General features: G+C 59.5%; 7 protein-coding genes. 6 read left to right on the top strand and 1 reads right to left on the bottom strand.

Features of this window, described 5'->3' with window-relative positions:
- The 3 genes from ACRCWW_RS02775 to mutS form a co-directional block, all read left to right on the top strand.
- The coding region (locus ACRCWW_RS02775) for a hypothetical protein (RefSeq protein WP_241013015.1) at nucleotides 1–123 on the top strand (123 nt) is incomplete at its 5' end.
- A gap of 184 nt (nucleotides 124–307) precedes the next feature.
- A complete protein-coding gene (locus ACRCWW_RS02770; RefSeq protein ID WP_438681031.1) occupies nucleotides 308–562 on the top strand; it encodes a SymE family type I addiction module toxin in 255 nt (84 codons plus the stop codon).
- A gap of 157 nt (nucleotides 563–719) precedes the next feature.
- Nucleotides 720–3,281: a DNA mismatch repair protein MutS gene (gene mutS, locus ACRCWW_RS02765; protein ID WP_438681030.1), complete on the top strand. Its 2,562-nt coding sequence runs from the start codon at nucleotides 720–722 to the stop codon at nucleotides 3,279–3,281.
- 43 nt (nucleotides 3,282–3,324) lie between these two features.
- Here the strand turns inward: mutS and ygbI are convergent, their stop codons facing one another.
- Complete coding sequence (ygbI, locus tag ACRCWW_RS02760; protein WP_438681029.1) at nucleotides 3,325–4,089, bottom strand: DNA-binding transcriptional repressor YgbI; 765 nt, start codon at nucleotides 4,087–4,089, stop codon at nucleotides 3,325–3,327.
- 189 nt (nucleotides 4,090–4,278) lie between these two features.
- On the opposite strand from ygbI, the gene ltnD reads away from it, so the two are divergent.
- Genes ltnD through otnC form a run of 3 tightly spaced genes read left to right on the top strand, consistent with a single transcriptional unit; the run spans nucleotide 4,279 to nucleotide 7,075 of the window.
- Nucleotides 4,279–5,193 carry an L-threonate dehydrogenase gene (gene ltnD, locus ACRCWW_RS02755; protein WP_438681028.1) on the top strand — a complete coding sequence of 305 codons (915 nt, stop codon included), beginning with the start codon at nucleotides 4,279–4,281 and terminating at the stop codon, nucleotides 5,191–5,193.
- The gene (otnK, locus tag ACRCWW_RS02750; RefSeq protein ID WP_438681027.1) at nucleotides 5,190–6,449 is read left to right on the top strand and encodes a 3-oxo-tetronate kinase; all 1,260 of its coding nucleotides are present in this window, start codon (nucleotides 5,190–5,192) and stop codon (nucleotides 6,447–6,449) included. Before ltnD ends, otnK begins: the two co-directional genes overlap by 4 nt.
- Complete coding sequence (gene otnC, locus ACRCWW_RS02745) at nucleotides 6,446–7,075, top strand: 3-oxo-tetronate 4-phosphate decarboxylase (RefSeq protein WP_438681026.1); 630 nt, start codon at nucleotides 6,446–6,448, stop codon at nucleotides 7,073–7,075. The genes otnK and otnC overlap by 4 nt, the downstream gene beginning before the upstream one ends.
- Nucleotide 7,076: the final 1 nt, after the last annotated feature.

Genomic DNA, 7,076 nt, shown 5'->3' with positions numbered 1-7,076 from the left:
CTTGCAAGTATGGGACAACTAGTGAAATTACCGACAAGAAGGGAAAGGGCCTTCCCGAGAGTGGTAAAGGAGAGGCCCTGGAAATACCCCACAGCCCCGAAAAAGAGCCAGTCAGTTGCTTAACTGACTGGCATTACTCGTCATGAGAGGTTTTTTTATCTACCGCCCCCACTTTTTCCTGAAACGTTGCATATCGCGGCGAATTCCTGGAATCCAGCCCGCAATCCGGAACACTCCCCAGGTACAGACACTGAATTTCTATACAGCGAATTGCTACTCTGCTCAGACCAACAAGGAGGGGCGAACAATGATTCAAAACCAGACACTACCCCGTGAGATTTCCAGAATGGCTCGTCAACTGACCGTGAGCTATGTCAGAAAACGCCACCAGGATCCCAAAACACGGCGCACACGGCATTACAGCCGCCATCCAAGCCTGGTGCTAACCGGCAACTGGCTGGAAGAAGCAGGCTTTCCAACGGGCGCTGTCGTCAGCGTATCGATACAGCAAGGTTTGCTGATCCTGCAGGCAAAACAGCAAGGAGGTGACGCCGGGAGTTAACGGTAGCGGAGCGTCACTTTTCGTTGAGATTTTGGCTCGCCAGCAAGCGCAGTTTTTGCTGCGTGATCGTTGTCGTTCATGCGACAATGACGCCAACGATCGGTATAAAAAACACCTGAATATTATTGTTTTTCAACGAAATGGACATCATAACTCCATGGCCACACTTGAAAATTTCGACGCCCATACGCCCATGATGCAGCAGTACCTGAAGCTGAAAGCCCAGCATCCGGAGATCCTGCTGTTTTACCGTATGGGTGATTTCTACGAGCTGTTTTATGACGATGCCAAACGGGCCTCGCAGCTGCTCGATATCTCGCTGACCAAGCGTGGTGCCTCCGCAGGCGAACCCATCCCGATGGCGGGCGTGCCGCATCACGCTGTCGAAAACTATCTGGCGAAGCTGGTCAATCTCGGCGAGTCCGCGGCCATTTGCGAACAGGTTGGCGACCCGGCAACCAGCAAAGGCCCGGTTGAGCGCAAAGTTGTGCGTATTGTTACGCCGGGCACCATCAGCGACGAAGCCCTGCTTCAGGAACGCCAGGACAACCTGCTGGCCGCCATCTGGCAGGACAGCAAAGGCTACGGCTATGCCACGCTGGATATCAGCTCCGGCCGTTTTCGCCTGAGCGAACCCGCCGATCGCGAAACCATGGCGGCCGAGCTGCAGCGAACCAATCCGGCAGAATTGCTGTATGCCGAAGACTTCGCCGAAACGGCGCTGATTGAAGGGCGTCGCGGCCTGCGCCGCCGTCCGTTGTGGGAATTTGAAATTGATACCGCGCGCCAGCAGCTTAACCTGCAGTTTGGCACTCGCGACCTGATTGGTTTTGGCGTAGAAAACGCACCGCGCGGCCTGTGTGCTGCGGGCTGCTTGCTTCAGTACGTCAAAGATACGCAGCGCACGTCCCTGCCGCATATTCGCTCCATCACCATGGAACGTCAGCAGGACAGCATCATCATGGATGCCGCGACGCGCCGTAATCTGGAGATCACCCAGAATCTGGCCGGGGGCATTGATAACACGCTGGCGGCAGTGCTTGACCGCACCGTCACGCCGATGGGCAGCCGCATGCTTAAACGCTGGCTGCATATGCCAGTCCGCGATACCGCGATTCTGACCGAGCGCCAGCAAACAATCGGCGCTTTACAGGACAGATGCGACGAGTTGCAGCCTGTGCTGCGTCAGGTTGGCGATCTGGAACGTATTCTGGCACGCCTTGCATTGCGTACCGCCCGTCCGCGCGATCTCGCCCGCATGCGTCATGCTTTCCAGCAGCTGCCGGAGCTGCGCCAACAGCTGGCGGACGTTAACAGTCCGGCTGTGCAGAAACTGCGCGAAACCATGGGTGAGTTCAGCGAGCTTCGCGAATTGCTCGAGCGCTCAATCATTGAATCACCGCCGGTGTTAGTGCGAGACGGTGGTGTTATCGCCCCGGGTTACCACGAAGAACTGGATGAGTGGCGCGCGCTGGCAGATGGCGCAACCGACTACCTCGACAGGCTGGAAATTCGTGAACGCGAACGTCTTGGTCTGGACACGCTGAAAGTGGGCTATAACGCCGTTCACGGCTACTACATCCAGATCAGCCGTGGTCAGAGCCACATGGCGCCAATCCATTACGTCCGCCGCCAGACGCTCAAAAATGCCGAGCGCTACATCATCCCTGAGCTGAAAGAGTACGAAGACAAAGTTCTGACTTCTAAAGGCAAGGCGCTGGCGCTGGAAAAACAGCTTTATGACCAGCTGTTTGACATGCTGTTACCCCATCTGGCCGAGCTTCAGCAGAGTGCCACCGCGCTGGCAGAACTCGACGTTCTGGTGAACCTTGCAGAGCGTGCCTGCACCCTGAACTACACCTGCCCGCAGTTCAGCGATAAGCCCGGTATTCGTATTACTGAGGGCCGCCATCCGGTAGTCGAACAGGTCCTGAATGAGCCGTTTATTGCCAACCCGCTGAACCTGTCACCGCAGCGCAGAATGCTGATTATCACCGGGCCGAACATGGGCGGTAAAAGTACCTATATGCGCCAGACCGCGCTGATTGCGCTGCTGGCCTATATCGGTAGCTATGTTCCGGCGCAAAAAGTGGAAATTGGCCCTATCGACCGGATCTTCACCCGCGTTGGCGCAGCCGACGATCTTGCCAGCGGCCGTTCAACCTTCATGGTGGAGATGACGGAGACCGCCAACATCCTGCATAACGCCACCGAGCAGAGCCTGGTGTTGATGGATGAGATCGGGCGCGGCACCTCCACCTACGACGGCCTGTCGCTGGCCTGGGCCTGCGCAGAAGGGCTTGCTAACCGCATCAAAGCGCTAACGCTGTTCGCCACCCACTACTTCGAGCTGACCCAGCTGCCGGAGAAAATGGAAGGTGTGGCGAATGTGCATCTTGATGCGCTGGAGCACGGCGATACTATTGCCTTCATGCACAGCGTGCAGGACGGCGCGGCAAGCAAAAGCTATGGTCTGGCGGTCGCCGCATTGGCTGGCGTGCCGAAAGAGGTTATCAAGCGTGCGCGTCAGAAACTGCGCGAGCTGGAAAGCCTGTCACCGAATGCGGCAGCGACTCAGGTCGACGGCACGCAGATGTCGTTGCTTGCCGCCCCAGAAGAGACCTCCCCGGCGCTGGAAGCGCTGGAAAATCTGGATCCGGATTCCCTCACACCGCGTCAGGCGCTGGAGTGGATCTATCGGCTGAAAAGCCTGGTGTAAGCGCCCGCCCGGCGTGCTGTGCGCCGGGCCGTTTTCCCGAAGGCTAGAGTTTTGCCAGCAGCAGTGAAATATCCAGCTTCTGCAGCGCCTTCACAGCGCTTTCCGGTAATCCCTCGTCGCTAATCACCTGTTCAAACTCCCCCAGCGGCAGCGCAAGCCAGGTCGCCACTTTGCCGTATTTACTCGCATCGCAAACCAGCACGCGACGGCGGCTGGCCGCAGTCACCGCTCGCTTGACCGCCACTTTGTTCTCGGCCGGGGTGGAGATGCCGTTCAGATTCCACGAAGAGGCTGAAATGAAGGCCTGGTCGATCATCAGGTTGCGGATCATCGCCGCCGCCGCTTCGCCGACGCAGGAGCGGTTTTCACGGCAGACGGCGCCACCGGTGTGAATGATCGTGCAGTCACTGTTATCAAGAAGGAAATCGGCAATCACAAAATCGTTGGTGACCACCGTCAGTTTTTCAATCGCCGTCAGCTCACGGGCGATCGCAAGCGTCGTCGTGCCAGCGTCAAGGTAGATACAGCTCTCCGCCGCCACCTGGCTTGCCGCCAGTTTGCCGATGGCCACTTTCTGCGCGGCCGCCAGCGCGGTTTTCATCTGGTGAGAAGGCTCCTGTGCCACTCGCGAAGAGGACTGCACGCCGCCGGAGACCAGCATCACAGCCCCCTGCTCCTCCAGCTTCTGCAAATCCCTGCGGATGGTCATGTGCGACACCTGCATTCTTCCCGTCAGCTCAGCGATGCTGATAACGCCCTTCTCCGCCACCATATCCAGAATTGTTTGTCTGCGCTCTACCGGGATCACCCTGCACTCCTTTCTCTGCCGCCAGTTCTGGCGTCTATCATATCAGTTTGTCGACCCCCTTCACGACCAGCTTCACAAAAAATCACATGATTTGTGATAATTTGTGACACCCCGCACTTTCATCGACCTGCTCATCGCTTACATTCACAACATAGAACAAATTATAACTTAATTTAACACGGAGCGAAGATGGAACCTGAATCTCATGTCGGCGTGGTCGGGCTGGGCTCAATGGGCATGGGTGTTGCCCGTTCCTGCATTCGTGCCGGGCTGGCAACCTGGGGCGTTGACCTTAACCCTGCGGCCTGTGAGGCACTGCGTCAGGAAGGCGCGCAGGGCGTCGCGACGGATGCGGCTGAGATAGCCGCTCGCCTTGATGCACTGGTCGTGCTGGTGGTGAATGGTCAGCAGGTCAAACGGGTGCTGTTTGGCGAGAAGGGCGTTGCGCAGCGGCTGAAGGCGGGATGTACAGTGATGGTCTCCTCCACGCTCAGCGCCACGGATGCCCGCGAGATAGCCAGCCAGCTTGCGGCTCTCGGGATCGCTATGCTCGACGCCCCGATTTCCGGCGGTGCCGCCAAAGCCGCCAGCGGTGAGCTGACGGTGATGACCTCCGGCAGCGAACAGGCTTTCACCCGGCTGAAACCGGTGCTGGAAGCCATCGCCACAAGCGTTTACCGCATTGGCGATGAACCTGGCATGGGGTCAACGGTAAAAATCATCCACCAGTTGCTGGCAGGCGTCCATATTGCGGCCGCCGCCGAAGCGATGGCGCTGGCAGCCCGGGCAAACATCCCGCTGGAGCTGATGTATGAGGTGGTCACCCACGCGGCAGGCAATTCGTGGATGTTTGAAAACCGGATGCGCCACGTCGTCGAGGGCGATTACACCCCGCGTTCGGCGGTCGACATCTTCGTTAAGGATCTGGGTCTGGTGGCAGACAGCGCCCGAGCGCTCAACTTCCCGCTGCCGCTTGCCACCACTGCTCTCAATATGTTCACCAGCGCCAGCAACGCCGGGTTTGGCCAGCAGGACGACAGCGCGGTGATCAAAATTTTTTCCGGCATCAGGTTGCCCGAAGCGACACCACAGGAGAAGGGATGATGAAAATCGGCGTGATTGCAGACGATCTGACCGGGGCGACGGATATCGCCAGCTTTTTGGTGGCTAATGGCCTGCCAACCGTGCAGATGAACGGCGTACCCGTGGAGGATGCGCCCGCCGCCTGCGAAGCGGTGGTTATCGGGCTGAAAACCCGCTCCTGCCCGGCCCCCGACGCTATTGCGCTATCGCTTTCGGCGCTGAGCTGGCTCCAGGAGCAAGGGTGTCGGCAGATCTACTTCAAGTATTGCTCCACCTTCGACAGCACCGCGCAGGGGAATATCGGCCCGGTGACCCGCGCCCTGATGACCGCGCTCGACACCCCCTTTACCGTCTTCTCCCCGGCGCTGCCGGTTAACGGTCGCACGGTTTATCAGGGTTATCTGTTCGTGATGGATCAGCTGCTGGCAGAGTCAGGAATGCGCCATCACCCGCTTAACCCGATGAGCGACAGCTACCTGCCCCGGCTGGTGGAAGGCCAGGCCACAGGGCGCTGTGGGGTCGTCAGCGCGCAGACGCTGGATCAGGGCGCAGCAGCCACCCGGGCAGCGCTCCAGCGCTTGCAGGACGAAGGATATTCCTGGGCAGTGCTGGATGCACTGAACGAGCGCCATCTGGAGATCCAGGGTGAAGCGCTGCGCGATCTGACGCTGGTGACCGGTGGTTCCGGGCTGGCGATTGGCCTCGCCCGTCAGTGGGCGCGCGCCGGAGCGAGTGCTGACAGCGCCGCCAGCGGCTATCCGCAGCCAGGGCGTGCAGTCGTGCTTTCCGGCTCGTGCTCGGAGATGACCAATCGTCAGGTTGGGCACTATGCGCAGCTGGCCCCGGCGCAAGCCGTGGAGGTGGCACTCTGCCTCAAAGATCGTGAAGCCTACGCCAGTGAACTGGCGGCGTGGGCGCTGGCGCAAACCAGCGAGCTGGCACCGATTATCTACGCCACGGCTTCGGCGCAGGCTCTGAAAGAAATCCAGGCGCAGTTTGGCGCAGCCCGCGCCAGCGAGGCCGTTGAAGCGCTGTTCGCCAGCCTCGCCGTGAAGCTGGCCGAAGGCGAATTCCGCCGCTTTATCGTGGCCGGAGGTGAGACCGCCGGGGTGGTCTGCCAGCAACTGGGGATCACAGGCTTCCATATCGGCCCAACCATCTCGCCGGGCGTGCCGTGGGTGAAAGCGCTGAATCAGCCCGTTTCGCTGGCGCTGAAGTCCGGTAATTTTGGCGATGAAGCCTTCTTCTCCCGCGCCCAACAGGAGTTCCCGGTATGAGCCAACAGGAAGCCCGGCTTCGTGAAGAGATGGTCCGCATCGCCCACTCCTTCTTTCAGCGCGGTTACGCCACCGGCTCGGCGGGTAATCTTTCTCTGCTACTGCCCGACGGTAATCTGCTGGCGACCCCGACCGGCTCCAGCCTGGGCAATCTCGATGCAGGAAGGCTGTCAAAGGTGAGCGCTGAGGGCGAGTGGCTGAGCGGCGACAAGCCGTCGAAGGAGGTACGTTTTCATCTGGCGCTGTATCGCAACAATCCGCGCTGCCGGGCCGTGGTGCATCTGCACAGCGCGTGGTCGACGGCCCTCTCCTGCCTGCAAGGGCTGGATCCACAAAGCGTTATTCGTCCGTTTACCCCCTATGTGGTGATGCGGATGGGAGATATTCCGCTGATCCCTTACTACCGCCCGGGTGATGAACGTATTGCCTGCGATCTGGCGGCGCTGGCCGGTCAGCATCAGGCCTTTTTACTGGCCAATCACGGCCCGGTAGTCTGCGGCGAAAGCCTGCAGGAAGCGGCCAACAATGCCGAGGAGCTGGAGGAGACCGCGAAGCTTATCTTTATCCTCGGCGATCGTCCGATCCGCTATCTGAGCGCCGACGAAATAGCGGAACTAAGGAGCTAAG

Source organism: Scandinavium sp., from assembly GCF_051650185.1.
In the GTDB taxonomy this organism is placed as follows: Bacteria; Pseudomonadota; Gammaproteobacteria; order Enterobacterales; family Enterobacteriaceae; genus Scandinavium.
This window is presented reverse-complemented; position numbering and strand designations above follow the sequence as displayed.

Coding starts and splice junctions, on each gene's coding strand:
- ACRCWW_RS02770 (WP_438681031.1), top strand. CDS start 308: ATGATTCAAAACCAGACACTACCCCGTGAGATTTCCAGAATGGCTCGT.
- mutS (WP_438681030.1), top strand. CDS start 720: ATGGCCACACTTGAAAATTTCGACGCCCATACGCCCATGATGCAGCAG.
- ltnD (WP_438681028.1), top strand. CDS start 4,279: ATGGAACCTGAATCTCATGTCGGCGTGGTCGGGCTGGGCTCAATGGGC.
- otnK (WP_438681027.1), top strand. CDS start 5,190: ATGATGAAAATCGGCGTGATTGCAGACGATCTGACCGGGGCGACGGAT.
- otnC (WP_438681026.1), top strand. CDS start 6,446: ATGAGCCAACAGGAAGCCCGGCTTCGTGAAGAGATGGTCCGCATCGCC.